A 26,615-nucleotide genomic window follows, 5' to 3' on the forward strand; every position below is an offset into this window, starting at 1 on the left:
CTGTCAAAATGCCTGAATTCATCAATCAAAAATATCCAGCGGTAGGCATTCAGTATAGTGTTGGATTGTCTGCTTTGGGTTCAACGACAACGCAATTAGAACAAGCTTTGACGAGTATTGAAAATACTTTAAGTTTGAGTAGCGCATTTATTGCCGAAAAAGACGTTTGGGTCGGAGCTTATTCTGCTGAATTGATTCAACAGGTTTCCGCAAAGTTAAAAATATTTGAAACACGCAATTTGCGTTTTGCTTTGACAGCATTACAGCAAATTGAAACTGATATTCAACATTATGTTGCTCAGTTTGAAAATAAACGTCTTGCCATTGTCATTGGAACATCAACATCTGGTATTGCAGATAATGAACCTGAATTAAAGCTCCACTTTCAAGGTGATAGCACGATCCAAATCAAACAAAAAAAACAAGAAATGGGATGTCTAGCCAAAGCCTTACAAGTTTATTTGGGCTGGGAGGGATTGGCATATACGATTTCTACAGCTTGTTCATCCAGTGCGAAAGCATTTGCAGCAGGACAGCGTTTGATTAATGCAGGGCTTGCAGATGCAGTATTGGTCGGTGGTGTAGATACCTTATGTCAATTGACGCTCAATGGTTTTAATAGCTTAGAAAGCTTATCTAATGGTATTTGTCAGCCATGTGGACAAGATCGAGATGGGATTAACATTGGTGAAGCAGCAGCTTTATTCTTATTATCCAAAGAAGTTGCACCTGTTATGTTAATGTCAGCAGGTGAGTCGATGGATGCATGGCATATTTCTGCACCTCATCCTGAGGGGGATGGTGCTGCGAGAGCGATGCAAGAGGCTTTGAATATGGCAAATTTGAGTGCATTGGAGATTGGCTATTTGAATTTACATGGTACGGCGACCCCACAGAACGATGCGATGGAAATTAAAGCTGTACACACAGTCTTTCAAAATTATGCTGTGCCATTGAGTAGTACTAAACATAAAACAGGGCATTGCTTAGGTGCCGCGGGTGCAATTGAAGCGATGATTTGTAACCAAATTTTAAAAGATCAGCGTTGGTTACCCTTACATCAATATGCAGTTTTAGACAATGAGTTAGTGGGGCAGAATTATGTGACCGATTCATATTTGGATGAGCCAATTCAATATGTTATGTCTAATTCATTTGCTTTTGGTGGTAGTAATATCAGTTTGATTTTTGGAACGCAGTTAAAATGAATTCGCCTAAACATTTAAATGCGATTGATTTTATTCCGCATGAAAAACCGATGGTTTTTATTGATCGTATTGTAGAAATAGGCGATAACTTTGCTATAGCTGAATTATTGATTCGCTCAGAGTTGATGTTTTGTGAAGAACAGGGTTTACCGACATGGTCGAGTATTGAGTTGATGGCGCAAACGGTCAGTCTGTACGCGGGTTCACACGGTGGAAAGTTAGGGCAAAAGCCAAAAATCGGGTTTCTTTTAGGAACACGTAAGTTGCATTTACCCGTTCCATTTTTTGAAATAGGTGAAACAGTCACAATCCGAGCAGAAAAACAGTATTTACATGAAGGGTTGGGGCAATTTGCTTGTGAAATTTATTATCAAAACCATACAATTTTGGCAATGCTGAGTGTGTATGAACCTGAAGAATAACCACAGGTTTTTTTAAATTAGGATGAAAGTGTGGCAAGAAGAGTTTTAGTAACAGGGTCGAGCCGAGGTATTGGGAAAGCAATTGCATTACAGCTAGCGGAAGCAGGTTTTGATGTCACTGTTCATGCACGCTCAAAAAAAGTAGAAGCAGAACAAGTGGTTGCTGATATCCAAACTTTGGGAAGAAAGAGTCATACACTTTTATTTGATGTAACAGAACGAGAACAAGTACGACAGCTATTAGAACAAGATATTGCAGAACATGGTGCTTTTTATGCTGTGGTATTAAATGCAGGCTTAACGCATGATGCTGCATTTCCAGCTTTAACTGACAATGATTGGGATGAAGTTATTTCTACATCTTTGGATGGTTTTTATAATGTATTAAAGCCATTAGTCATGCCAATGATTCGTCTTAAAAAAGGTGGACGTATTGTCACCATGTCTTCGGTATCTGGTGTGATGGGAAATCGTGGGCAAGTCAATTATAGTGCAGCAAAGGCAGGATTGATTGGTGCAACTAAGGCCTTAGCACTTGAATTAGCCAAAAGAAAAATTACAGTCAACTGTGTTGCACCTGGATTAATTGAAACTGAAATGGTCAGTGATGAAGTTCAGGAACATGCTTTAAAAATGATCCCGATGCAACGTATGGGGCAAGTGGATGAAGTCGCAAAAGTGGTTAAATTCTTATGTAGTGATGATGCGAGTTATATCACCCGCCAAGTGATTTCTGTAAATGGAGGATTGATATGAAGCGTGTTGTCATCACTGGAATGGCTGGTATCACCTCATTAGGTGATACGGCTGACTCTATTTTCGAGCAAATTGCAGCAGCGAAGAATGGCATTCGTTATATGCCAGATTGGGAAGTTTTTGCTGACTTACGTTGTAAAATAGCAGGTCCAGTTGAGCATTTTGAAACGCCTAAACATTTCAATCGTAAAGTTACACGAGGTATGGGGCGTGTTGCCTTAATGTCAGTGATTAGTGCTGAAAAAGCGTTGATTGATGCTGGTTTATTGAATGACCCGATTTTACAAAGTGGTGATACAGGCGTTGCCTTTGGTTCCTCGGCAGGGAGTGTGAACGCAGTCGCTGAGTTTGGTTCAATGTTATTGGAAAATAACATGAGCAAAATCAATGCAACGACTTATATTCGTATGATGTCGCATACCAGTGCTGTCAATATGACGGTTTATTTTGGTTTAAAAGGACTGACATTGCCTACATCGAGTGCATGTACTTCGGGTTCTATGGCAATTGGTCAGGCTTATGAAGCGATTAAGTATGGCAAGCAGACCGTCATGTTTGCAGGCGGAGCAGAAGAGCTGAGTGCCGCAAGTGCAGCCGTATTTGATGTCTTACTGGCAACCAGTGGTATGAATGATCATCCCGAGTGTTCACCTCGTCCTTTTGATCGTGATCGTGATGGGCTTGTTGTTGGTGAAGGTGCAAGTTGCTTAATTTTAGAAGAATATGAACATGCCAAAAACCGTGGTGCAAAGATTTATGCAGAAATCATTGGTTATGGTAGTAATACTGACGGTCAACACGTAACACGTCCAGATTCTGAAATGATGGGACGTTGTATGGCTTTAGCGCTAAAAGATGCACAGATATCAGCAGAGCAGATTGATTATGTCAATGCGCATGGAACATCGACTGATCAAGGTGATATTGCAGAAACTCAAGCGACCGCACGAATTTTAGGCCACAAACCCATCAGCTCACTTAAAAGTTATTTTGGTCATACCTTAGGTGCATGTGGTGCGATTGAAGCGTGGCTAAGTATTGAAATGATGCATCGGCAGCAATTTGTTCCCACATTAAATTTAGAAAATATTGATCCATTGTGTGGCAATTTAGACTATATTATTGGACAAAATCGAGAAATAAATGCCAAAATTTTGATGAGTAATAATTTTGCTTTTGGTGGAATTAATACCTCGATTATTTTTAAAAAATTAGATCACTAAAGAGGGTATAACATGACGATTCAATCTATTAAAAAAATCGTGATTGCTTTAGCTATAACAACAAGTGGAATGGCTTCTGTACATGCAGCAGATACGATTCACCAATTTAACTTTCAAGAAGCAGTGAACCGTGCTGTTGCCGATGGCTTTTTAGATGGCTCAGTTAAGTTTTATTTGGCTGGGACCAAATCTGGCGGTAAAGTGATTGAAAAAGGTTTAGTGACTAATAAAAAAACCAATGGTTTTGCTAAATCTGCTGAATCTTCTTGTGATCGTGTTTTGCGTTCAGCACTTATTCAATTCCAAAATACAGCGAAAGCGCGTGGTGCAAATGCTGTGACCAATGTTGTCAGCTTTTACAAATCGAATGAAACACGCAGCACGACAACGTATGATTGTGCAAAAGGAACTGCTGTTGCGGGCGTTGCTTTGAAAGGCGATGTTGTAAAGTTTTAAGCTAGAACGATAGCGTTTAGGTTGAATTGAGCCAATGAGCAAGAATGAAATTCAAATACATTTAATACCATTGGCTCAAATTTTAATTTTAGGTCGAGATCAATTCAAAGATTTTCCTAGCTACAATCAATATAAGAAAAATCAAATTTATCAATACCGTAATCGAATTTTATCAGATTTGCTTCAAGTCGAAATTAATGATCAATCGATTGTCAAAAGTGAATATGGCAAACCGTATTTAATAGATTATCCTCGTCTTGCTTTTAATCATTCGCATAGTCAAAAGCATTATGCACTCGCCAATAGTTTACGAGTGCAGGATGTCGGTATTGATGTAGAAGATTTAGATCGGATCGTGCGTTTTGAAGCCTTAGCCAAACACGCTTTTCATCCAGAAGAATTTCAAACTTGGCAGGATTTAGATTTTGATTCAGCGTTTTGGTTTAAAGTTTGGACGACTAAAGAGGCGGTTTTAAAGGCTTCTGGTTTGGGTATCCGTTTGAGTTTAAATGAGTTAAATACTCATGCTCATCCTCTAAATGATGGGGGAATTTGCACACATCCGCAACTGGGTAGCTTCGCTTATCAAAACTTTAATTTAGGTCATGTGATGCTGACTGTGTCTTGGCGCGCAGCTTTGTCGTGTAAAGGTTTTGCATTTCCAAATATACAGATTATTCAGCATTGATGATGTCTATAAGTAAATTCAAAACACTAGATTTAAAAATATTTGAACATAAAAAAGCCCATCTGAAGATGTAATGCCGATCAGTTAAGCATTTTTAAATCCTCCCCAACCCTCCTTTGGAAAAGGAGGGAGTATCAATAATCTAAAATTATTTTAGATTCTCGATAGTTCCCCTCTTTTTAAAGAGGGGTTAGGGGAGATTCTTAAATGAGTAATTACTCAATTACTCTTAACTGATCAGTATTACATCCGAAGATGAGCTATTTTTAGCCTAAAACTGAGAATTAATGAGGAATATGCTCTTCATCTTCAAACTCAGGTTTAACTTGTACAATAAAGTCCTGACGGTTTAGACCACGCCATAGTGCAAACGCAGTACCGATATAAATCGAAGAATAAGTACCGACAAATACACCAATAAACATTGCAACCGAGAACCAATGTAAACCATCACCACCTAAGAACATCATTGCAAGTACAACCAGCAATAATGTCATAGAAGTATGAATGGTACGTTTTAAGGTTTCGGTCAAAGCAATATTAACGATTTCGAGTGGTGAAGCGCCGCGAATCTTACGGAAGTTCTCACGAATACGATCCGATACAACGATGTTATCGTTCAATGAGAAACCGATTAATGCCAAGACTGCTGCCAGTACGGTTAAGTCAAATGGCCATTGCATCATTGCAAAGATACCAATGGTCACGATTACGTCATGTAGTAATGAAAGTACTGCACCCACTGCGAGTTTAAACTCAAAGCGGATGGTGACATAGATCAACATCAGTAGCATAGCCAGTGCCACAGCACCCGCAGAACGTAAATAAAGTTCATTACCGACTTGACCACCCACCGAGTCGACTTTATGCACGACAGCAGGGTTGTTTGGTAATTGAACCGCTTTAGTTAACGAATTACTTAAGTCTTCAACATTGACGTCTTGTGGAGGCATACGCACGATGAGGTCTTTGTTACTTCCCAAGGTTTGTACCACAGCATCTTTAAAGCCTGCTTTATCTAAAGTTGCAATAACTTCAGAAGGTTTTGCCGCAGATTGATAGTTCAATTCTGCAGAAACACCACCAGTAAAGTCTAAACCAAGGTTTAGTCCTTTGGTGACAATAAAGAAAAGGCTAGCAATCGTTAGGATGATAGAGATGATTGCCGCTGGTTTGGCAATCTTCATAAAGTTAATTACGTGCTCATCATCTGGGCGTCCGTATTTCTTTTTCGGTTGAGTCACATCAGTCATCATAGATCTCCTTATATGCTCAACTTATTCAAGTTACGTTTTTTGCCATAGATTAACTGGATAATTGCACGTGTTACTGTAATTGAAGTAAACATCGAACAAACAATACCAATCATCAATGTGACAGCAAAGCCTTTGATTGGGCCAGTACCAATAGCAAACAAGATAAACGCAACCAAGAAAGTGGTTAAGTTTGAGTCGAGAATGGTGTTATATGCTCGATCATAACCCGCAATAATGGCTTGTTTAGGCGAAGCGCCCCAACGCATTTCTTCTCGTATTCGCTCACAAATTAGTACGTTGGCATCGACAGCCATACCAATGGTAATAACGATACCTGCAATACCTGGAAGGGTGAGGGATGCGCCAATCCACGACATGATGGTCAGTAACATTGCTAAGTTTACCACGAGTGCAAAATCTGCAATTAAACCGAATAGGCGGAAGAAAATAACCATCCACAATGCGACAAGGAGGAAACCTACAACTGTAGAGGTCACACCTTTATCGATGTTTTCTTGACCTAAGCTAGGCCCAACGACACGTTCTTCTACAAAGTACATCGGCGCAGCCAATGCACCTGCACGTAGCATCAATGCAAGTTCTGCTGATTCTTGTGGCGAATCTAAGCCTGTAATACGGAATGAAGAACCCAATACAGCTTGAATAGTCGCAGCGTTGATCACTACAGATTCAGTATAAGGGGTACGAACTTCAGTCATTGTACCTGTTACAGGATCTGCAACAGAAGTAATTTTCTGTTTATTTTCAATAAACAGTACTGCCATACGTTTACCGACAGCATTACGTGTTGCGTCAGATAATAACTTACCACCCGCGGTGTCTAGAGTAATGTTTACTTCAGAGCCACCAGTATCTTGGCTAAAACCACTTGATGCATTTTGAACACGTTCACCCGTTAAGATGCGGTTACGATTCAATAAAAGCTCTTTACCACTGTCCAAAGACTCATAAGCAAAAACTTCAGTCCCTGGTGGTAATGGTTGACCATTATATTTACCCGTAAAGCGGTCAATATATTGATCATTTAAATCAGAAACCAAACGGAATTCTAAGTTCGCCGTACGACCTAAGACGCGTTTCGCTTCAGCAGTATCTTGCACACCTGGAAGTTCAACCACAATACGGTTGCTACCTTGGCTTTGTACCAATGCCTCAGCGACACCAAGTTCGTTAATACGATTACGTAAAGTCGTTAAGTTTTGGTTCAATGCATAAGATTGGATTTCTTGCTTAGTTGTATCGTTATAGGTCAGTTTTAGCGTAGAACCCGAGTCTGTTGCTAAAGCTTGTTGGTTATATTTATTACCTTCACGACGTAAAAAGTCCATGACAGTAGCACGGTCATCATTATTAGCAAACTGAATCGTAATCGTGTTGTTATTTAAAGTTAAGCTGTTGAACTTGACTTTATTTTCGCGGAATTCACGACGCAAATCAGATGCAGATGTTTCCATACGCTGTGCAATGGCTTTATCCATATCTACTTCAAGTAGAAAATGAACGCCACCACGCAAGTCCAAACCAAGCTTCATTGGTTTAGCACCAATTTTCTGCAACCACTCAGGTGTGGTTGGTGCAAGGTTTAATGCAACAGTATAGTTTTCACCTAAGCCTTTGCTCAATGCATCTTTTGCTTTCAACTGTGCTTCAGATGTACTTAAGCGTAGAAGAGCAGCGTTATTGGTGAAAGTATTATCATGACTGTTAATATTTTCGCTTTTTAAAATTTGCTCTGCTTTTTGTATCACTGTCTGATCAATTGTGGTACCAGCCTTGGCGCCAGAAATTTGAACAGCAGGTTCATCAGGATACAGACTTGGCAGTGCGTATAATGTACTGATCACAAGTACAACTAGGATCAATATATATTTCCATGCAGGGTAACGCATTCGTTTTCTTCTTAAAATGAAAAAGTCGTGCTCATGCACGACCGTTTTATGATTAAAGGTTATTTAATGTGCCTTCAGGAAGTACTGAAATAACACTTGCACGTTGTACTTTTACTTCATTTCCTTTGCTTAATTCAACAACTGCAAAGTCACCATCAATTTTCATGATGCGACCCATTAAGCCGCCAGCAAATACAACTTCACTGCCTACACCTAAACTTTCGATTAAAGTACGGTGTTCTTTTGCACGTTTTGCTTGAGGGCGCCAAATGAGGAAATAGAAAATTGCAACGAATACAGCAATCATCAATAAGTTTGCCATCATACCTGGCCCTTGAGCGGGAGCTGCTGCAGCGTGAGCAGAAGAAATAAATAAGCTCATTTCAGTTTCCTAAAGTTAAAAAATTTTGTCATTTTCATGACTTTTAAATTGACTTGTTCAGCAATTTACCTTGTCTTGGAGTTCAGCGCAAATACTGTTGAATGAATCTTCAATGCAGATTTATATTGGGGCATTAGTTCTCAGGGCAAGGCGGAACTTCTAAACCACGACGTTGATAGAAATCTGCAACGTATTCGTCAAAAGTTCCATTGTCTAATGCATCACGAATATCTTGAGTAAAACGTTGGTAATAACGCAAGTTATGGATGGTACCTAGCATTGACGCGAGCATTTCTCCACATTTTTCTAAATGGAATAAATAAGCACGGGTAAAGTTAGTACAGGTATAACAATCACAATGCGGGTCTAATGGACGTTGATCATGACGATATTGACTGTTACGAATACGCACTAAACCGTCAGTCACAAAATAATGTCCATTTCGTGCATTTCGAGTTGGCATCACGCAGTCAAACATATCGACACCGCGACGAATCGCTTCAACGATATCTTCTGGTTTACCGACACCCATCAAATAACGCGGTTTATCTTCAGGCATTTGCGCAGGTAGATAATCTAAAACTTTGATCATTTCTTCTTTAGGTTCACCGACGGATAAACCACCAATCGCAAAACCATCAAAATCAATTTCTTTTAGACCATTTAAAGACTCTTCACGCAAGTCTTCATACATGCCACCCTGAATGATTCCGAATAATGCATTTCTATTTTTCAGTACATCGTGATGTTGCGTTTTACAACGCTTAGCCCAACGCAAAGAAAGCTGCAATGATTTTTGAGCTTCTTCATGAGTTGCAGGATAAGGCGTACATTCATCAAAAATCATCACGATATCTGAGTTCAATGTATGTTGAATATCCATTGAAATTTCAGGCGATAAGAAAACTTTTGAGCCATCAATCGGTGAGCGGAAGGTTACACCTTCTTCTTTAATTTTACGCATTGCGCCTAAACTGAAGACTTGGAAGCCACCTGAATCGGTTAAAATCGGTTTGCCCCATTTCATAAACTCATGTAAGCCACCATGTTCACGAATAACATCTAAACCGGGTCTTAAATAAAGATGAAAGGTATTACCTAAAATAATTTGTGCTTTGATATCTTCAATATCGCGAGGAAGCATACCTTTAACAGTACCGTAAGTACCTACAGGCATGAAAACAGGTGTTTCAATCACACCATGTTCTAAAGTTAAACGACCACGACGGGCACGCCCCGACTGACCTAATTTTTCAAACTTCATAAATGACCTAAATCTGGCGGAAAAACAGTCCGCTGATTGATAATAGCAAAAGGAGACTATTTTCCCTGATTTTGTGGTCGAATACCAGTCATGTTGTTTTTGATTATGTTTAAATTTTAAAACTGGGCTTGGGCGGTATGATTTAATTTTTATGGGCGTAAAGCAAAGTTATTGTCTGTTAATTTTTAAAAGATATTGTGAATGAACCTGTTTACTTTTCGATATTCTAAAACAAATAAAGCAAGCCATTGCTCACTTTACTTGTTATCTAATTTTTAAATAAGTATTTATATTACCGAATTTAATTCTATTTTTTAGAGAAGCGTCCAATCACAATAAAACCAACAACCAATAAAATCATGATGAAAATTCCATAATGATTCCAAAAGTTACGTTGCATTTTATTTTCTTGATATTCAGGATTTGTACTTAGTGAGGTCACAACATCTGAAGGCAACTCGTAAAAAGTATCAGGTTCTGCATCGGTCATTCCGACGAGTGTACAATCCCAAGTTTTGACATCTGCCCATAAAACACCAAAGTGGCTACATTTATATCCAACATTCAAGTCTTTAAGTTCTTCATATTGGCTTAAAACTTGTTGTGGAAATGCCCCCACTTTAAACATCTCATCCCCAGTATTAAACACCAGTAAACCTTTGGCTTGAGCTGGCGCTTGCCATAGGAAGCATAGGCATAACATCATAAGTAGTTTTTTTAACATCGAATATTCTCCAATCTTTAGATTGTTTTGTTGTAAAGAAATCAGTTGTTTTTTTAGTCAATGGAAAAATATCAGAAAAAATCGAGATGTCATTTTTTATATTTTATAAAAATAATGAATTCTTTCAATGATGTCTTCCTTACTTAGTGCAAAGTCATGGTTATCTATCGTTGAAATATGTCGAACTAAATTTTGAATATGAAGATTTGCTTCATTAAATTCATGTTCAAATGTGAGTAAATAGGCTTGATGCGCGACAAATAATGAATCGAATGGTTCAACCATTTCTACGATTTGCGCTAAATCGATGAGTAGATCTTTATCTGCTTGATTGAGTTTAATTGGTCGTTGATCTTTGGCTTTAGATTGAATTTTAAAATCTGCAATAAATTCAAATAATAATGATGATGGAGGATTCAGCTCTTGAGCAGTTTCTAGAATTGTATTTTGTTGATTTTTTACATTTATTAAGAAGATAATCTGAGAACGATCTAGATTATAAATTTTAGTCACATACCCAATGGCTTTGGTAAATATGTCTAAATAAAAATTGAGCTTTTCTTGGTGATCTTGTTGTGGGTAAATATCTTGAAATATAAGGGAGATAACAGAATCCTGTTCTGAAAAATGACGATCTTTATTGAGAATCTGTTTATTTTCTTCACTTATTTTATTGCGATACTTCCATTTGCTTAGATTCCACTTGTCTTGTTCAAGTAAATATTGATGTTTATCTTCAACATCACTAAAAATGGAAGCTTCTGTAGAGACTAAAAAATTTTGTAGAGTCGAGTTTTCATCCACTTCGATGACAAAAGCATAAAGTGCATGTTTTTTATAACGATAATAGAATTGCTGAAAGGCATCAATAATCAATGTTTTAAGCAGGACTTGCTGTTTTTCTACTTGGTTAGGCATTGCCATCTCTACATGATTTAAACATTTTCATTTTTCTAAAATAAGATCAAATTTTTTATTGACCCTCAGTCTGTTGCACCAGCTTTTAAGAAATAGAAGCAATGGAAAAGTATGTAAATAAATGACTTTTGTCTTGCTTATCCTTCTTTTGAAAATAGCTACGCTATCCATTCATTTGTATTCATTGCACTTATAATCAATATAAATTTCAGGTCATTGCTATAATCAAAGGGCTTAGATCACAAGCCATATTGCTTTAAGATTGTTTTGGTCGAAATTTAAAAACAGGCAAATGCCAAAACAATTAAAGTGAATAATTGTGATTTGGTATGCATTTTATATTAAATTTGTTAAATAAAAAACACTATTATCGGCTATTTATTCAGTTTTTCTTTAAAATTATATGGAATAAATCGTGTTAAACATTCTGTTCCGCCATTTATATTTGCACAGAACAGATATTTCTAGAATGGATTTTGAAGGCAAGGAAGGCTTAGAAATTTGGTTTATAATCAAAATTTTGTGTAACAACATGATCAGAGAAAGGGCGAATTGATTTCTTTGCTAATGTGATGGTATTGATCATATTGTTCGGAAAAACTTCAATTGTGTTATTAAACTCTTCAACATTACGGTTAAAAATCGTGATTGCTGCGCCCACATTTTCGTTTTGTTCCTGAATATCATCCATCATTTTGGCATACAACGTATCTGCTTTAAGTTCAGGATAGTTTTCAACCACAACATTCAAACTTTTCATCAAATCTTGGTTTAATTTTTCAATGTGTTGAAGTTGAGAAACATCCGTATTATTCAGGTTTAAATTTAAAATCTGTTGGCGTAATTCTGTTACTTTTTCTAATGTTGATTTTTCAAATTGAGTATATTGCGCTAAGGTTTGTTCTAAGCTTTCTAAAGTCTTTACCTTTTGACGTTCAAAATTGGCAACCTCTGCCCATGCACGCTTAGTCGCATTGAAATAACGCACGATATTATTTCGGATCAGAACTCCCCAAACCATGAGAATGATAAAAATCCCAATAAATATGATTAACCCCATTTTGATTATTCCTTATAAATTATGAAATTAAGTTTAACATGCATCGTTTGAATTTTTCATATTCAGGCATGGTTAATGTTCTTAAATGTCCCCTCAAAAGCGAAATATCATTTAAATTTTGTTTCTTACGTGAAATATTAAAGAGGTTCTGATCTCCCATATAACACAACATATTTTCCTCAAAATGATAAACAATATCGCCTGAATAATGTTGAAAAAAATCACTTAATTTTAGTGTAATACTTGGACTGATTGTTCGTGCAAGTTGATGTTGATTTAAACCAAAAATGTGTAACTTTTGATTCACTAAAATATCACTGGTTTTCCAAACTTGAGTATAAGGTGCAATAAATTCATCATGTTGATTGCTGGCAGCAAATCCGAGCGCAGGCATCTGAAATACAAAAGCACCCCATTGGTTTTTATGTATTTCCTTAATTTTTTGTTTTTCACCTTGACGATTTGGAAGCGAATACTCATCCACATAGTGATAATGAAAAAGCATAATATGATGCTCTTGTTCGCCATCAAACCATGTCGTCGAAGCAAACTGTTCTATTTCATTCGACAGATTGCCTTGAGAGAAGAATGGAAAATTTTGTTTAAGCTTACTCATCATCAATAAGGTATTGGTTGTTGTTGGAATATGCTTAGGTGCTTTGTTGTAATGTAAGTCGTAACGTAGCAACATGATACGTTGTTCTAGAAAATAGATGACATCATCAATTGGATCGCGTTCTTCATAAATTAAATAAGCCAAAAAACAACACAATACAGCGGCCAATAAACTCAGTGGATAGGGAATGTATTGATGGATCAGCAACCCAAATAAGGCTGTGAATACACCACAAATAAACAAAAATCGAGGAATGAGATTGTGAAAATACAATTCTTTATTTTCCCCCCACGGATGTAATCCATCCAAAATATCTTGAGCGGATTGAGCCTTTTGACCAATTTCCCAAAGACGAGCAATATTTCGCATCACATGCTGATTTTTCTTAGTTCGAATGTGAAGCAGTCGTTCAACAGTTTCTATAGGCATATAAGAGTCTAAAAGGGCTTATTTTAATCGTGGAGATTAGCATTGAGGTGTGATTCGGACATTCAAGATAACTAAAAATAAATGATTTTAATATGTTCTAGTTAAATGATTATGCAATAAATTTAATCAGAAAAGAATCTAATTGTGCATTGTCGAAAGGGACGCTTTTGTGATGCGTTATCGCTTTGTAACTTTTAAGATAAGGCGCAATATGTATATAACGCCTTATCTCATACCAATCTGGATTTAGTTGGCATTCTCAATCAACATGGCGTCACCATAGCTGAAGAAGCGATATTGACTGTCTACAGCATGTTTATAGGCATTTAAAATATAGTCACTTTTGGAAAGTGCCGAAACTAACATTAACAATGTTGATTCAGGTAAATGGAAGTTGGTAATCAAACGATCCACAACACAAAATTGATAACCTGGATAAATAAAGATTTGAGTATCTCCAGTCCACGCCCCAATTTTACCACCACAAGCTTGTGCTGCACTTTCTAAAGCACGTGTTGCTGTAGTACCAACAGCGATGACTTTATTGCCTCGTGCTTTGGTTTCTTGAATGAGTTTGACGGTTTCTTCAGGTACGTCACACCATTCACTATGCATGATGTGATTTTCAATATTGTCTGTGCGTACAGGTAGAAACGTACCTGCACCGACATGTAAGGTCACAAAAGCTTTTTGAATATTCTTTTGTTCTAGCTTTTCTAGTAAAGCTTCATCGAAATGTAAGCTGGCAGTAGGCGCTGCAACGCTCGCCAATTTATTTGGATCATTAAATACCGTTTGATAGCGTTTAGTATCAATATCTTCTGCTTCACGATTAAAGTAGGGTGGAATAGGAAGCTGACCGTACAAATCCAAAACTTTTAAAATCGGTTGTGAAAATTCAACAATATATAAATTTTCATGGCGACCTGTGACGGTCACTTTAACTTCATCAGGCCCAATAAAAAGCTCTGCACCTGCTTTAGGAGAGTTACTGGCTTTAATATGACAATGCGCAATCGTCTGGTCGAAAATACGTTCAACTAAAACTTCAATTGCACCACCTGAAGCACGTTTACCTTTGAGTCGAGCTTTCATGACTTTGGTATCATTTAAAATGATTAAGTCACCGTCATTAAATAAGTCGAGAATGTCGGTAAACTGGTGATCTTGGTAAGAGCCATCAGCATTTAAATGTAATAGGCGAGATGCACTACGCGTTTCTAGCGGGTAACGAGCAATCAGTTCGTCAGGGAGATCAAATTTAAAATCAGAGAGTTGCATCATGGAGAGAATATTTGGCATTTAAAAATTAAAAACTTTGGCTAGTATAGTCTTTTTTCAAATTAATGGCTGAAATTGATGCTTTATAATCCAAAAAAACGCGATATGATTTAAAATTAATCAAATATAATAACTTGTCGTTGACAAGAAAGTTAAACGCGTTATTATACGCACACAACCTCTCCCGAGGTGGTGAAATTGGTAGACGCGGTGGACTCAAAATCCACTGTCAGCGATGACGTGTCGGTTCGAGTCCGACCCTCGGGACCAGATATCTGGAAAAGCCCTCAAGCATATTTAGACTTGAGGGCTTTTTTATTGCCTATAATTAATGATTTAGACTAACCTCTACTTTGCATCATTGAGATTTCATTAACCACATTTCAGGTGGTTACTTCGTAAAATAAGTACCCGAATGAGTATTTGATTTTTGTTTGGGTACTCAGGTGTAACAGCATTTGAACTTTGGACGCACGACTGAGTTATTACCATGTAGCATCCAATGGCTTACTTTCATGCCTACCTCTACAACTCACACTTAGAGGCAAGTCCACAACTCAAAGCCTAAATTCAATCAGGAGGAAGGTTTTGTACAGGGTATTCAGCAGGGGGTTGCAGCAGTCAGTTGAAATATTAAATTAGATTGATTGAACTAAATATCACTTAGGTATCTCCAAATATGATTTATTTTGAGTCATATTTGGAGACGATTACTAAAAGCCTATTAATCTTTAACTAATTTTTTTTAAATTGTTTGTATACGCCAGAACAATCTGCTGTGAAATGTATGCCAATTGGCAATTATCACTTTCATGATGGGCATGTGCGAATACATCTGAATGATAGTTTGAATTTGCAACTTTATACGTCGATGTAAGTGTTGTTGGTGTGGCTGTATGCTTATTTTTTACGGTAATCGGGAAGACTCTTCCTTCAAATATCGTACCCCAAACAGGAACATCTTTAAGTTTGATTGGGTCAACTTTATACGGGTCTTGTTCAAGAATCGTAAAGTTGGCAATTTTCCCAGATTGAATGCTTCCGAGTAAATCTTCTTTGCGCCAAGAATAAGCCGCTTCAATAGTAATGGCACGTAAAGCAGCGTCGACACTAATTCGCTGTTCTGGCGCAGCAACCCGGCCATTAACCGTTATACGGTTCACACCAGTCCATGCTAAATACAAAGGATCAGCAGGTGCTACTGGTAAGTCAGAATGGAAGGAAAGATGCGGTGTTTGTTTTAAAATGGAGGCACTACGCACCATTGTATCTGCACGTTTACGACCTAAACCCTCTACAAACTTATCTGCAAAACCGACAGGGTAGTAAGGGTTTACACTAAAGATGGCCCCATTTTTAGCTAACTCTACAATTTGTTCTTCTGTTGAATTGGCAAAATGTACGACGACAAAACGATGATCCATCTTCGGATTTTCTTGCATACGTTTCTTTAATGTTGCAAGTACAACATCAGTACCATGATCACCATTCACATGGATATGTAATTGGTAGCCAGCATCCCAGAATAATTTAGCACGGCGCTCCAAGTCTTCAGGTTCAATCATCCATTCGCCATGATGACCATCGGTATACGGTTCTTTCATTTGCATAAATTGGGAGATAATCGCACCATCTGCAAAAAGTTTAATTTGTTTTGGGAAGAACATGATTTTTTTGCCTGAAGTCTCAGGGGCTTTCGCAATGGCAGCTTCGACCGCAGGTAATGCATTCTCTAGGCCGACTTTATTCACGATGGCACGGCCATCAGCCAAGAAAGTGGAATACATTGGGGTGTCATCAGCACCTAAAATCTGTTCATATAGTTTCCACATTTCAGGTGTAGCGATTGCCCCCGGCTCATTGTAGGCAGTAATACCATTGGCATGGGTATAGGCTATCATTTGTTTTAAACCGAAAGTCAGTCGTTTAGGTGTAGCCACTAAACCTAAAAACTTAGGCATGACTGCGGTTTCCATAAAACCCTGTTCCCAAAAATGTCCAGCCGCATAGTCCATCATCTTGCTGGCAGGCCCCAGATTTGCAAAGTCTTCTTGCTTCAGATTCATTAACTTGAGTGCAGCTGTGTTCAAGTACACTTCATGGCAAGAACGCTGCCAAATTATAATCGGGCGTGTTGGGCTGATCTTATCCAATGTCGCTCGGTCAATCGGTCCGTGCCATAGTTTATGATATCCCCAACTGATCAATAGTTCATTTGGATCTTTTAAATTGGCGTCTGCTTGCTTAAGTTTAGCAAGGTATTCTTCGGAAGAGTGAGCTGCTTTGAATGTATGGTCGGGTAAATTCCAATCTTCAGTGGCAATTACTTCGGTTGCAAGCGTGAGCGCACCAAGGACAGGGTGTAAGTGTTGATCGATAAACCCCGGCATAATGATTTTATCTTTAAATTGATCATTGATTTTAATTGATGACTTGCCAGCCTGTTTTTTAAGTTGAGCAACAGTTCCCACCCCAATAATTTTTTTACCTCTGACTGAAACCGCGGTAGCCTCTTTTTGTGAGGATTCCATCGTAATGACTTTTTTCGCTGGGTAAATGATGATCTCTTCACCATTATTGGTAATTTCTGGACGAGGGTTGGCTGTAGTGTCCTGTGCATTTGTATAGCTAGATAAAGCTGACAATAGTAGAACGGATGATAGTGTTGTACGTGAGTTTTTCATTGAGTTTCATTCCATGAACTATAAAAAAATGAGTAATATAAAAATTAAAAACATATGTTTAATGATTTTTAATTTATAAATTACATTGGCTTAAAGTAATAAAAGCACTTTGCGAAAGGTGTTTTGCGAACTATTGCTGAACTACCTTTTAATAAAATAGATATTTCAAATTTTTGTTTTAAAATTTACTAATCTAGACATTTGGCTTATAGAAAAATTGCTTATTGATGGGGAGTCATAACAATGTTTTGTAATATAGACCATAATTGAATTATCGAATTTATTGCAAAGTTTGAGCGAGATACTATTTAGACTTTGCATTTTAAATCGGGTATGTTTATCTGCAATATTTGTCAAACAAGACAAATACACTGACGGTATTAACGTTTTTAAAATCAATAAGATTACTTCTTTATTTTCAGTATTCATGTTCCAATCCTTTAGAACTTATTAATGAAGAGACAATTTTGGCTCTTACTTTCAATTTGAGAGTTGCAACAAGTTTCTATGCAATGCTGCAAAACAATACTTAAGCGTTGAAAGTTTCATATTTCATCCAACGCACATTGATATTTCAGAGTAAAAATTTATAAAAAGTAGTAAAGAGCAAGGACAGCTTAGGGATGTTGTCCTGCTGCTTTAATACTTAAACTGTTTAATTGAGGGGTAATGACGAGGATGTTGCTCCATCGATTCGTACATGACTGGCAACTGTAAATTGTCCAAGGATATCTTGTACGGATTGAAGAGCTTGAACATCACTCAGTCGAACCTCAATGATTAAACCTTTTGCACCACCATCAACGGATTTTACATCGAGTAATGATGTTCCAGCGGCGTGTGTAATCAGTGGTGTAATGACACGCAGTGCAGCATTGGCTCGTAGAGCAGGTTTATAAACTTTGCCGACAGCAGTGAGAGGTAGTTCATCTAAAATATGAATTGCGGATGGCCATGCTGGTCGTTCTGGAATATCTCGTTGGGCTACAATCAATAACTCTTCAGCAGTTACGGTTTGATTCGGTTTAAGTGTGACGTAACAGACTGGGCGCTCACCTGCATAAGCATCGGGCTGACCGACTGCAGCAGCTGATGCAACAGCTGGATGGGCTATAAGTACATCTTCAATTTGAACAGGGTCAATATTATGCCCGCCTCGAATAATTAAATCTTTTGCTCGACCAGACAAAAAGAGCCGTCCTGTTTCATCGAGATATCCCATATCTCCGCTATTTAAGTAGCCATTATTAAAATTCTCTGCACCTTGCGATGAGTCGAGATAACCAGGACTAACAGTTGGGCCACTAACGACAAGTAAACCTAATTCACATGGAGGGCATTTATCACCGAAACGACCATCAGTCTGTCTTTGACGAATCGTTAATTGGGTATATGGTAAACGAAGTCCAACACTTCCTATTGTCGCCTCTACACCAGCGGGGTCGATAGCAGTTGCACCACCAGATTCGGTCATACCCAAGATTTCGTGAAGTGAAAGACCTGTTTCACTCATAAATTTCTTTGCCAAAGTTTTGGGTGTAGCGGCAGATCCTGTAATTGCGAGTCGGACTTGAGACAAATCGCCATTAATAGGGTGTTCTAGAATTGCCGAAATTGCAGTTGGAACAGCTCCAAGTACCGTAACGTTATGATTTTCTATAATTCGCCAGAAGCGTTGAACCATGAGTGGGTTACGAAAACCTGTTGGTGACAATATGAGTACTGTTGCACCAGAAAGAAAAAATGCCAAGCTACTTACAATAGTTCCACCGACATGGAACATTGGCATGCCATTCGTCACAATATCATTGGTACGGATGTCTAATAATGCAGCTGAACCTAGTGCGGCGGTGAGTTGATTAAGATGGGTATGTGCAACAAGTTTTGGTGCTGAGGTTGTACCACCTGTATGGAAGTAAGCAATTACACGATTTGAGTGTTCATCCAAAGTAAATTTAAGATGATCTTCGGGTTGAAGTGCAATAGCCTTATGAAAATCAATGGTGCTTTCCTCAGTATGGCTTTCTGGAGAGGAGATGACAATCAGTGTTAACTTAGGACATCGGGCACGGATAGTTTCGGTTTTTTCCCATATTTGTGGAGCAAGGCTAGAGCTTGGAACTACAAGTACTTGTGCATTTGATGCAATGAAAAGATCAGCTAGATGATCTGCATTTAAAAGAGGGTTCAGAGGGACTGCATAACCTGAAGTTTCTGCGGCCCACAATACAACCTGTGCTTCAATTAATGTTGGTAAAATATAAGCGATACCAGCCCCTGCTCCAGCAAGTTCAGCAAACAAGTTTGCAGTACGATTTATCTGACTTAAGAATTCAGTATAGGATAAGGTACGAGGTTTTTCGCTCTCTTCACCAGTCATGACGATGGCTAGAGCAGTTTTTTCACCGTATTGTTGAGCAGCATTTACGAACAGTTGATGAACTGTTTCTGGAATGCGTTCAGCAAGTATTTTTTCACTTTCAAAGCGTTCAATGTCTGAAAGTGTATTTAGACCACCATGCCAAGAATGAGGAGTATTATCCATATAAGCACTCATTTCCTTTGTATTTCATTGTGATGGAAATTTATACATTCTTGGTAATGCTGGCTTGTATTAAACAGCTGTTTTGCAGGATGAATGTGATATTCAACTTACAAAACAGAATCGATAGGGCTAATTTAACGATTTTTTTATTCAGTTTTGAAACTCATTTATTTTTAATTTTTATGTGCTAGGCGTTGTCACAAAATTTTGTAGACAGATGTCCTAATTGCAATAATAAAGAAAGCTGATATTTAGTCTAGCATGGACTGAATACCTGAAATACGAATGAATTTAGGGCATTTTAGAATTGATGGCGAATAACCAAACAATGTCAAAAATGTTCGACTCATTTGTGCATGATCATAAAATCCAACACGATGTGCGACGGTCGCAATTTTTTCACCACTTTGAAGTGCTAGAAGTGCACGTCGATAACGTCGCCATAGTACATACGATCTAAGAGGCATTCCAATGTCATCAGTGAATAAATGAGACAATCGATCTTTTGAAAGATGTAACATTTTGGCAAGAGAATTCAGTTCAGGAGGTTGATTTCTTTCAAGTAAAGGTAAAAGTAGATCAATTCGTTCATCTCGTAGGTGTTTGGCATTTGTACGTGGTAAAAGGGTGAGTGCCAATTCGTCAGATAGTTCTTCAATACCTTTATAATCAGCTAGCTCAAAACGAGATTGGAGTTCATCTGAAAGCTCAGAGAATCGATCAAATTGGAGTGGCATGAAATCTTGATGAGCAACCAATCTCGAAAGTGGCAGAAAATGACGATTGCCTGGTTCAAAATTTAGACTAAAAAACATACTATTGGTGGTCCGTAAACGGCGTACAACCTCTGGTGCAACTAAAGCTGCTTTTCCTTCAAACAACAGTTTTCCTTGTGAATCTGAAAATGCAATTTTTTCATCTGTAGTCGACCAAATCAGAACAGTAGCAGGTCTGCGCGTCGGACCTGTTTCAACAGCCTGAGCGTTAATTATGACCATATGTTCACTTAGATGTGCGCGTATAGGAGTTCGTTCAATTGAGTTTTGCATATTTTCCCTGTTCAATATTTGCTTCCTGCAATGTTGGGAGAGAATAGGTTGAATATTTCTACATTGAAATTAGACTTAACGTTAATAAGACAAGTCAAAACATCTATGTTGATTTTCCTATTCGTAAATTTATAAAAGCAAATTATTTTGAGTTTCGAGAAGAGTGATACCTATATTATATAAATAATATAAAGGTTATCTTATTCATCATAACTTTATTTAATTTTGGTCGCTAATATAATTTGAAAAATTTTAGTTGTATTCTAAATTTGGTGAAATAGCAAAATATTCCAAATCTATCATGGGTAAATCAGAAGTCGATCTTAAAACAGGCCATTGAATTTGGCTTAATAATGAAATTATTATTTAAAATCTATGGTTTGTAAAGAATGAAAATGGTTAATTAGGGAAGCTTATGCTTTAATAATGCTGATACTTGGTTTAACTCACGGGCAGATTTTTTGTAAGTGAATAATACTAAATTTAAAAAGACTAGAATGGATATTTTGGATAATAAACTTCTTGTAAAAGAGAAAATTTGAACAACTATAAGCTATGATTTTGATAAGTTCATAAAGTCAAAAGACGTTAAAGCAATCACTTGTGCAAAAGGTTTAATATATTTAAAAACATTATTATTCAATTATTTATATTTTGAAAAGGAAGCTGAGGCAACTTGTTTATACTCCTAATTTTGTATTTTTTGAAATTTATCATGCAAAACAGCTGTTTGATACAAGCCAATATGATCGAGGATGTATAAATTTCTATTTGAAGGAAATGGATCCATTCATTAAAGCATAAATGGAAAGTATTCCTTATTGCTGGTTCAGCTTAATAGTAAGAAAACCATCAGAACATAATATTTATAAAAAGTTTACTCAATGATTGAGTGAGCTATATAGGTCATATGTTTAAAGTGTTCATAATTAGGGATAGTTATGAAATTTTAGCAACATTTATTTTATCGAAAAACATCGATATAAAATTGAGATGTGCTAGGTAGGAATTAAAGTAATCATTAATTTTAAATTATGCATAAATTTAATGAAATGCTTTCGAAATTGAAAAGGAGTTTTAGTGGTGAATTATATAAATACAAAATGTTGTTTCGTATAGATTTTCCATATTGCTATTCTAAATTATTCAATTTATTTACGTATTAAATAAATATTTAAAGCTAATTTCTTTTTTAAAGAGGTTGGATTAAATACGCCTTAATGAAAATTAAGGATCATTCATCAGGGTTAAATAAACAATTATTTAATTAAAGAAGGTAAATGCTTGTCAGAGGAAATGATAGGCAGTTACTGATTTAAATTTTAACTAAAGGATTAGACATGAAGTTGAATCAAAAGCATCTCATGGTTGTTATGTTATCGATATTTGCAGGTGATACTTACGCCGCAGGCCTTGAGCGTTCTTCACAGCAAATTGATGCTTTATTTGAATCAGGCACTTATGCTGAAATTAGTTATACTCATCTTGGACCAGATGTTTCTGGTAAAGATATCAGTGGTAATCATGTTTCAGATATGGCAGAAGATTTTCAAACAGTCGGTTATGCAGTAAAAACTGACTTGAGTCCAAGTCTACGTTTGGCGTTAATCTTTGATGAGCCTTATGGTGCAAAAGTAAAATTTAAAGGTGAGAATAATTTTGTTGCAACCAATTTATCTGCATCAGATGCTGCAACGCGTGTTGAAGTTAAATCGAAAAACATTACGACTTTATTGAGCTATAACCTCAATAAAAACTTCATGATTTATGGTGGTCCTACATTACAAGAGATTTCGGCTGAAACACATTTACGTGGTAAAACTTATGGCTTAAATAGTGGTTATAACATGACTTTTGAAGATCTTGCAGTAGGTTGGGTTGCAGGGATGAGTTATGCCAAGCCAGAAAAGGGGATTTTAGCCTCACTAACTTACCGTTCTGAAGTTGAACATGAATCAACAGTAAATGAAGATGTTCCTCTGGCAGATATCATATTCGCTGGTAATTATTCACATCAGAATAAAGGTAACATTACGACACCTGAATCTGTGAACTTAAATATGCAAACAGGTTTAAATCAGACGACCTCATTGTATGCAAAAGTTCGTTGGGTGCCATGGAGTGATTTCGCCTACTATCCATCTGTGTTAAAAGCTGCAACACAGGCTGCTATTGGACGTGGCTTACCTTTGGTGGATTATCATGACGACCAAACTGCTGTCGAAATTGGTGTTGGTAAGCGTTTAAATCCAAACCTTGCAATTTCAGTCTCTGGTTCGTGGGATTCAGGCTCTGGTGAGCCAGCATCAACGTTAGGTCCTGTTCAAGGCTACTGGGGGGCGGGTTTAGCGGCAAAGTATAATATTAATAAAAATGTCGCATTCAGTTTGGGCGGTCGCTATATGTGGTTTGGTGACGCTAAAGGTGAAGTATCAGGCGGTCGTATCGTGGGAGATTTCCAAGACAATACAGGCTATGCCATAGGTATGAAACTCTCTTATAAGTCTAAATAATTCATTTTATTTTACAAGATTGATATTTTCCTTCTTCCTGAAATGATGGAAGAAGGGCTTTTTAATAGAAGGGCTTTTTAATAGAAGGGTGAGTTTTTCATAGATAGGTTAACAGTGTATTTAAGGATAGCGTAAGTGTAGTGAGGGTACGTTATTTTTTCTGTGTTTTTCAAAAATAATTATGATCAAGCTGAGAATGAGGTAAAGGTTTTCAGTAATTTTTAGAAAATAACAAAAAGCGTATAGTGGAACTTGTGATGAATGAAAGATTATGTTTACCACGATTAGGAACTCGCAAATTATATTTTTTACTTAAGTCACGCTTTCAAGCTTTAAAAATTAAGTTAGGGTGGAATAGTTTGTTCAATGTATTACGTAGTGCAAATATGTTGATCAGACCTAGACGCCCTTATCATAAGACAACGAATAGCCATCATCGTTTTAGAAAGCATCCAATATTACTTGCTCAAAGGAATATTAAAACAAGAATTTCTATTGAAAAAACCACGTGATCTAGAACAAGCCCGATTGATGATTGTGGAGTCAATTGAAGCGTATAATACTATGAGGCCACATTTATCTTTACAATATAAAACGCCTGATGTCGTACATCAGGCGTCTATAAATCGACTTTAGAAATAGGAAGCAATTCATTGCTTAAAACTGTCAACCTATTTCAAAGCGAGACACACCACTGATTCAATCAGCGTTGTATTTAACTTATTGAGCTGCTGCAAGTGTTGCATTTAATGTTGCGCTTGGACGCATTACCGCTTCAACTTTAGCTGTATCAACTGCGTAGTAACCACCAATATCCGCTGGCTTACCTTGAGCAGCTGCAAGTTCTGCAATGATTTTGTCTTCATTTTCAGCCAATGCTTTTGCAAGAGGTGCAAACTTAGCTTTCAATTCAGCATCATCATTTTGAGCAGCAAGTGCTTCAGCCCAGAATTTTGCAAGGTAGAAATGGCTACCACGGTTATCTAATTCACCAGTACGACGTGATGGTGATTTGTCATTATCCAGTAATTGACCAGTCGCTTGATCCAATGTCGTAGCCAATAACTTAGCACGTACATTGTCTTCTTTAATACCTAACTCTTCTAAAGAAACAGCCAATGCTAAGAATTCACCTAGAGAATCCCAACGCAAGTGGTTTTCTTCAACAAGCTGTTGTACGTGTTTCGGTGCTGAACCACCTGCACCTGTTTCATACATACCACCGCCCGCCATTAACGGAACGATAGATAACATTTTTGCAGAAGTACCCAGTTCCATAATAGGGAATAGGTCGGTCAAGTAGTCACGTAAGATATTACCAGTCACTGAAATTGTATCTAGACCACGCGCTACACGTTCAAGTGTATAACGCATTGCACGTACTTGAGACATGATTTGAATATCAAGACCCGTTGTATCATGCTCTTTCAAGTATTTTTCAACTTTCTTGATCAATTCATTTTCATGTGGACGGTATGGGTCTAACCAGAAGATTGCTGGCATACCTGAGTTGCGCGCGCGCGTTACTGCAAGTTTTACCCAGTCACGGATAGGTGCATCTTTCACCTGACACATACGCCAGATATCGCCTTCTTCCACATTTTGTGACATTAACACTTCGCCCGTGTCAAGATCAGTGATATTGGCAACACCAGCTTCAGTAATTTCGAAAGTTTTGTCGTGTGAACCGTATTCTTCAGCTTTCTGCGCCATCAAACCAACGTTCGGCACAGTACCCATTGTACGTGGGTCGAAGTTACCATTCCATTTACAGAAATTGATCATTTCTTGGTAAATACGTGCGAAAGTTGATTCAGGCATTACAGCTTTACAATCGTACTGCTTACCATCCGCACCCCACATTTTACCACCACCACGAATCATTGCAGGCATAGAGGCATCTACAATAATGTCGTTAGGTGAATGGAAGTTGGTGATGCCTTTCGCTGAATCTACCATTGCGAGAGCAGGGCGGTGTTCTTGGCATGCATGAAGATCTTCGATGATCTCTTCACGTAATGATGTAGGTAGTGTTCCGATTTTCTCGTATAAACCAGCCATACCGTTATTGACATTGATACCTAATTCGTCAAATAACTTACCGTGTTTCTCGAATGCATCTTTGTAGTAAATTTTAACACAGTGACCAAATACGATTGGGTGTGAAACCTTCATCATCGTTGCTTTTACGTGTAATGAGAACAAGATTCCTGCATCACGGCAATCATCAAGCTCTTTTTCATAGAAATCACAAAGTGCTTTTTTGCTCATGAACATTGAATCGATGACTTCGCCATCTAACAATGCAACTTTTGGTTTTAATACAATGCTCTCACCACGTTTTGTGATGAGTTCCATTTTTACATTGCGTGCACCATCAAGTGTCATGGACTTTTCGCCGTGATAGAAATCACCTTCTTCCATGTGCGAAACGTGAGTTTGTGACCACTGTTTCCATTCACTCATTGAATGCGGATGTTTCTTCGCATAGTTTTTTACTGCAGCAGGTGCACGACGGTCAGAATTACCTTCACGCAAAACAGGATTTACTGCCGAGCCTAAGCATTTACCATAACGTGCTTTGAGTTCTTTCTCTTCATCAGTCGTTGGATTTTCCGGATAATCAGGAATAGCATAACCGTTTGATTGAAGCTCTTTGATACACGCTGTTAACTGCGCAACTGAAGCACTAATATTTGGCAGTTTGATAATGTTTGTATCTGGATCTTGAGTAAGACGACCGAGTTCAGCTAGGTTATTCGGTACTTTTTGCTCGTCAGTTAAAAATTCTGTGAATTCTGAGAGTACACGTGCGGCCACTGAGATGTCAGTTTTGACGATCTCGACGCCTGCCGGCTTAGTAAAAGTCTCAATGATCGGCAGCAGCGAATAAGTCGCCAACAATGGCGCCTCGTCGGTCAGTGTGTAAATGATTGTTGACTTTCCACCAGCCATATATAGCCCCTTACATTGAATAGAGTTTTGAGGAGTGAGGTTTGAATCGCTCATCCTGTGAACCGATTTGCTAAATTAAAACCTTAAGAGTATCGACCTTCATTGCATCTCAGTCAACGTGAGTTCTGTGATAACGACATTTCGCTATGAAATACCACTACAGCTATGTTGTTTATTGGTTTAGTTATTTTGTGTGATGTCATTTCTACCTAATCTAATCGGGGTAGATTTTAAATTTTAGATTTTTAGAACAGATTCAATAAAAATAAAATGATG

At 37.6% G+C, this 26,615-nt stretch carries 21 protein-coding genes, 1 tRNA gene and 1 pseudogene; 10 read left to right on the forward strand and 13 right to left on the reverse strand.

The features are described from left to right. Positions 1-8: 8 nt before the first annotated feature. The 6 genes from CDA10_RS11190 (at position 9) to CDA10_RS11215 (ending at position 4,753) form a co-directional block, all read left to right on the forward strand. Positions 9-1,208, forward strand: a complete 1,200-nt coding sequence (locus CDA10_RS11190) for a beta-ketoacyl-[acyl-carrier-protein] synthase family protein (protein WP_089605684.1) — start codon at positions 9-11, stop codon at positions 1,206-1,208. Further along, positions 1,205-1,630: a hotdog family protein gene (locus CDA10_RS11195; protein WP_089605685.1), complete on the forward strand. Its 426-nt coding sequence runs from the start codon at positions 1,205-1,207 to the stop codon at positions 1,628-1,630. The genes CDA10_RS11190 and CDA10_RS11195 overlap by 4 nt, the downstream gene beginning before the upstream one ends. A 30-nt stretch (positions 1,631-1,660) precedes the next feature. Beyond that, on the forward strand, positions 1,661-2,386 hold the full coding sequence (locus CDA10_RS11200; protein ID WP_089605686.1) for a 3-ketoacyl-ACP reductase FabG2: 726 nt from the start codon (positions 1,661-1,663) through the stop codon (positions 2,384-2,386). Beyond that, a complete protein-coding gene (locus CDA10_RS11205; RefSeq protein ID WP_089605687.1) occupies positions 2,383-3,609 on the forward strand; it encodes a beta-ketoacyl-ACP synthase in 1,227 nt (408 codons plus the stop codon). The genes CDA10_RS11200 and CDA10_RS11205 overlap by 4 nt, the downstream gene beginning before the upstream one ends. 69 nt (positions 3,610-3,678) lie before the next feature. After that, entirely contained in the window at positions 3,679-4,065 is a 387-nt protein-coding gene (locus tag CDA10_RS11210) for an excinuclease (protein WP_407640375.1), read from the forward strand. 34 nt (positions 4,066-4,099) lie between these two features. Beyond that, positions 4,100-4,753: a 4'-phosphopantetheinyl transferase family protein gene (locus tag CDA10_RS11215; protein WP_089605689.1), complete on the forward strand. Its 654-nt coding sequence runs from the start codon at positions 4,100-4,102 to the stop codon at positions 4,751-4,753. Positions 4,754-5,037: 284 nt separating this feature from the next. On the opposite strand, the gene secF is transcribed toward CDA10_RS11215, so the two are convergent. From secF to queA, 9 genes are all read right to left on the reverse strand, one after another. Continuing rightward, positions 5,038-6,009 carry a protein translocase subunit SecF gene (gene secF, locus CDA10_RS11220; RefSeq protein WP_089605690.1) on the reverse strand — a complete coding sequence of 324 codons (972 nt, stop codon included), beginning with the start codon at positions 6,007-6,009 and terminating at the stop codon, positions 5,038-5,040. Positions 6,010-6,017: 8 nt separating this feature from the next. Continuing rightward, complete coding sequence (gene secD / locus CDA10_RS11225) at positions 6,018-7,919, reverse strand: protein translocase subunit SecD (protein ID WP_089605691.1); 1,902 nt, start codon at positions 7,917-7,919, stop codon at positions 6,018-6,020. A gap of 52 nt (positions 7,920-7,971) precedes the next feature. Next, positions 7,972-8,301 carry a preprotein translocase subunit YajC gene (gene yajC, locus CDA10_RS11230; protein ID WP_089605692.1) on the reverse strand — a complete coding sequence of 110 codons (330 nt, stop codon included), beginning with the start codon at positions 8,299-8,301 and terminating at the stop codon, positions 7,972-7,974. 133 nt (positions 8,302-8,434) lie between these two features. Next, entirely contained in the window at positions 8,435-9,565 is a 1,131-nt protein-coding gene (gene tgt / locus CDA10_RS11235) for a tRNA guanosine(34) transglycosylase Tgt (protein ID WP_089605693.1), read from the reverse strand. Positions 9,566-9,872: 307 nt separating this feature from the next. Further along, positions 9,873-10,289 (reverse strand): hypothetical protein, encoded by a 417-nt coding sequence (locus CDA10_RS11240; RefSeq protein ID WP_089605694.1) that lies wholly within the window; start codon positions 10,287-10,289, stop codon positions 9,873-9,875. 96 nt (positions 10,290-10,385) lie between these two features. Next, on the reverse strand, positions 10,386-11,207 hold the full coding sequence (locus tag CDA10_RS11245) for a DUF4303 domain-containing protein (RefSeq protein WP_089605695.1): 822 nt from the start codon (positions 11,205-11,207) through the stop codon (positions 10,386-10,388). 493 nt (positions 11,208-11,700) lie between these two features. Beyond that, on the reverse strand, positions 11,701-12,267 hold the full coding sequence (locus CDA10_RS11250; protein WP_089605696.1) for a LemA family protein: 567 nt from the start codon (positions 12,265-12,267) through the stop codon (positions 11,701-11,703). 19 nt (positions 12,268-12,286) lie between these two features. After that, positions 12,287-13,312 carry a hypothetical protein gene (locus CDA10_RS11255; RefSeq protein WP_089605697.1) on the reverse strand — a complete coding sequence of 342 codons (1,026 nt, stop codon included), beginning with the start codon at positions 13,310-13,312 and terminating at the stop codon, positions 12,287-12,289. Positions 13,313-13,558: 246 nt separating this feature from the next. Then, positions 13,559-14,593, reverse strand: coding sequence for a tRNA preQ1(34) S-adenosylmethionine ribosyltransferase-isomerase QueA (gene queA, locus CDA10_RS11260; RefSeq protein WP_089605819.1), 1,035 nt, complete (start codon positions 14,591-14,593; stop codon positions 13,559-13,561). A gap of 183 nt (positions 14,594-14,776) precedes the next feature. Between queA and CDA10_RS11265 the strand changes: the two genes are divergently transcribed. Both CDA10_RS11265 and CDA10_RS17215 read left to right on the forward strand, forming a co-directional pair. Further along, positions 14,777-14,863: transfer RNA gene (locus tag CDA10_RS11265), tRNA-Leu, on the forward strand. Positions 14,864-15,055: 192 nt separating this feature from the next. Further along, positions 15,056-15,157: pseudogene (locus CDA10_RS17215) on the forward strand (hydrolase or metal-binding protein); the annotation flags it as partial. 167 nt (positions 15,158-15,324) lie between these two features. On the opposite strand, the gene CDA10_RS11275 reads toward CDA10_RS17215, so the two are convergent. From CDA10_RS11275 to CDA10_RS11285, 3 genes are all read right to left on the reverse strand, one after another. Next, positions 15,325-17,277 (reverse strand): amidohydrolase, encoded by a 1,953-nt coding sequence (locus CDA10_RS11275; RefSeq protein ID WP_089605698.1) that lies wholly within the window; start codon positions 17,275-17,277, stop codon positions 15,325-15,327. A 655-nt stretch (positions 17,278-17,932) separates the two neighbouring features. Further along, positions 17,933-19,822, reverse strand: a complete 1,890-nt coding sequence (locus tag CDA10_RS11280) for an AMP-binding protein (RefSeq protein ID WP_157909354.1) — start codon at positions 19,820-19,822, stop codon at positions 17,933-17,935. 251 nt (positions 19,823-20,073) lie between these two features. Continuing rightward, the gene (locus tag CDA10_RS11285) at positions 20,074-20,820 is read right to left on the reverse strand and encodes a helix-turn-helix transcriptional regulator (protein ID WP_157909355.1); all 747 of its coding nucleotides are present in this window, start codon (positions 20,818-20,820) and stop codon (positions 20,074-20,076) included. Between the two features lie 1,391 nt (positions 20,821-22,211). Between CDA10_RS11285 and CDA10_RS11290 the strand changes: the two genes are divergently transcribed. Continuing rightward, a complete protein-coding gene (locus tag CDA10_RS11290) occupies positions 22,212-23,384 on the forward strand; it encodes an OmpP1/FadL family transporter (protein WP_089605701.1) in 1,173 nt (390 codons plus the stop codon). 462 nt (positions 23,385-23,846) lie between these two features. Beyond that, the gene (locus tag CDA10_RS17195) at positions 23,847-24,020 is read left to right on the forward strand and encodes an integrase core domain-containing protein (RefSeq protein WP_157909356.1); all 174 of its coding nucleotides are present in this window, start codon (positions 23,847-23,849) and stop codon (positions 24,018-24,020) included. Positions 24,021-24,104: 84 nt separating this feature from the next. Here CDA10_RS17195 and CDA10_RS11300 read toward each other — a convergent pair whose 3' ends face one another. After that, entirely contained in the window at positions 24,105-26,339 is a 2,235-nt protein-coding gene (locus CDA10_RS11300; RefSeq protein ID WP_089605703.1) for an NADP-dependent isocitrate dehydrogenase, read from the reverse strand. Positions 26,340-26,615: the final 276 nt, after the last annotated feature.

It is taken from the genome of Acinetobacter piscicola, assembly GCF_002233755.1.
In the GTDB taxonomy this organism is placed as follows: Bacteria; Pseudomonadota; Gammaproteobacteria; order Pseudomonadales; family Moraxellaceae; genus Acinetobacter; species Acinetobacter piscicola.

Excerpts from the sequence above, each read along its gene's own strand:
- CDA10_RS11280 (WP_157909354.1), bottom strand. The coding sequence starts at position 19,822 with ATGGATAATACTCCTCATTCTTGGCATGGTGGTCTAAATACACTTTCA.
- CDA10_RS11190 (WP_089605684.1), top strand. The coding sequence starts at position 9 with ATGCCTGAATTCATCAATCAAAAATATCCAGCGGTAGGCATTCAGTAT.
- CDA10_RS11205 (WP_089605687.1), top strand. The coding sequence starts at position 2,383 with ATGAAGCGTGTTGTCATCACTGGAATGGCTGGTATCACCTCATTAGGT.
- CDA10_RS11300 (WP_089605703.1), bottom strand. The coding sequence starts at position 26,339 with ATGGCTGGTGGAAAGTCAACAATCATTTACACACTGACCGACGAGGCG.
- CDA10_RS11240 (WP_089605694.1), bottom strand. The coding sequence starts at position 10,289 with ATGTTAAAAAAACTACTTATGATGTTATGCCTATGCTTCCTATGGCAA.
- secD (WP_089605691.1), bottom strand. The coding sequence starts at position 7,919 with ATGCGTTACCCTGCATGGAAATATATATTGATCCTAGTTGTACTTGTG.
- CDA10_RS11255 (WP_089605697.1), bottom strand. The coding sequence starts at position 13,312 with ATGCCTATAGAAACTGTTGAACGACTGCTTCACATTCGAACTAAGAAA.
- CDA10_RS11195 (WP_089605685.1), top strand. The coding sequence starts at position 1,205 with ATGAATTCGCCTAAACATTTAAATGCGATTGATTTTATTCCGCATGAA.
- CDA10_RS11215 (WP_089605689.1), top strand. The coding sequence starts at position 4,100 with ATGAGCAAGAATGAAATTCAAATACATTTAATACCATTGGCTCAAATT.
- tgt (WP_089605693.1), bottom strand. The coding sequence starts at position 9,565 with ATGAAGTTTGAAAAATTAGGTCAGTCGGGGCGTGCCCGTCGTGGTCGT.
- CDA10_RS11245 (WP_089605695.1), bottom strand. The coding sequence starts at position 11,207 with ATGCCTAACCAAGTAGAAAAACAGCAAGTCCTGCTTAAAACATTGATT.
- CDA10_RS11210 (WP_407640375.1), top strand. The coding sequence starts at position 3,679 with ATGGCTTCTGTACATGCAGCAGATACGATTCACCAATTTAACTTTCAA.
- yajC (WP_089605692.1), bottom strand. The coding sequence starts at position 8,301 with ATGAGCTTATTTATTTCTTCTGCTCACGCTGCAGCAGCTCCCGCTCAA.
- queA (WP_089605819.1), bottom strand. The coding sequence starts at position 14,593 with ATGCAACTCTCTGATTTTAAATTTGATCTCCCTGACGAACTGATTGCT.
- CDA10_RS11290 (WP_089605701.1), top strand. The coding sequence starts at position 22,212 with ATGAAGTTGAATCAAAAGCATCTCATGGTTGTTATGTTATCGATATTT.
- secF (WP_089605690.1), bottom strand. The coding sequence starts at position 6,009 with ATGATGACTGATGTGACTCAACCGAAAAAGAAATACGGACGCCCAGAT.
- CDA10_RS11250 (WP_089605696.1), bottom strand. The coding sequence starts at position 12,267 with ATGGGGTTAATCATATTTATTGGGATTTTTATCATTCTCATGGTTTGG.
- CDA10_RS11275 (WP_089605698.1), bottom strand. The coding sequence starts at position 17,277 with ATGAAAAACTCACGTACAACACTATCATCCGTTCTACTATTGTCAGCT.
- CDA10_RS11285 (WP_157909355.1), bottom strand. The coding sequence starts at position 20,820 with ATGGTCATAATTAACGCTCAGGCTGTTGAAACAGGTCCGACGCGCAGA.